1 tRNA gene and 1 rRNA gene are annotated in these 463 nt (G+C 47.1%); both read left to right on the top strand.

The features are described 5' to 3' along the window. Positions 1–102, top strand: a 16S ribosomal RNA gene (locus NNO08_RS22925); the annotation flags it as partial. A gap of 85 nt (positions 103–187) precedes the next feature. Continuing rightward, positions 188–263 (top strand) — tRNA-Glu (locus NNO08_RS22930). The last annotated feature ends 200 nt before the right edge of the window (positions 264–463 follow it).

Raw genomic sequence — 463 nt, forward strand, 5'->3', positions numbered from 1 at the left:
AGCTTAACCTTCGGGAGGGCGCTTACCACTTTGTGATTCATGACTGGGGTGAAGTCGTAACAAGGTAACCGTAGGGGAACCTGCGGTTGGATCACCTCCTTACCTTAAAGAAACGTTCTTTGTAGTGCTCACACAGATTGTCTGATGAAAAGTAAATAGCAAGGCGTCTTGCGATTGAGACTTACACGTCCCCTTCGTCTAGAGGCCCAGGACACCGCCCTTTCACGGCGGTAACAGGGGTTCGAATCCCCTAGGGGACGCCACTTGCTGGTTTGTGTGAGTGAAAGTCGCCGGCCGAAGTATCTCAAAACAGACTTCCGAGTCTTGTTTGAGATATTTGCTCTTTAAAAATCTGGATCAAGCTGAAAATTGAAACGACACACTGTTTCATTTCTCCGTAATAAGAAATGAAAAGCGGTGTGTTCGAGTCTCTCAAATTTTCGCAACACGGTGGTGTTTTACG

It is taken from the genome of Citrobacter sp. Igbk 17 (genome assembly GCF_028069775.1).
Lineage (GTDB): Bacteria > Pseudomonadota > Gammaproteobacteria > Enterobacterales > Enterobacteriaceae > Citrobacter.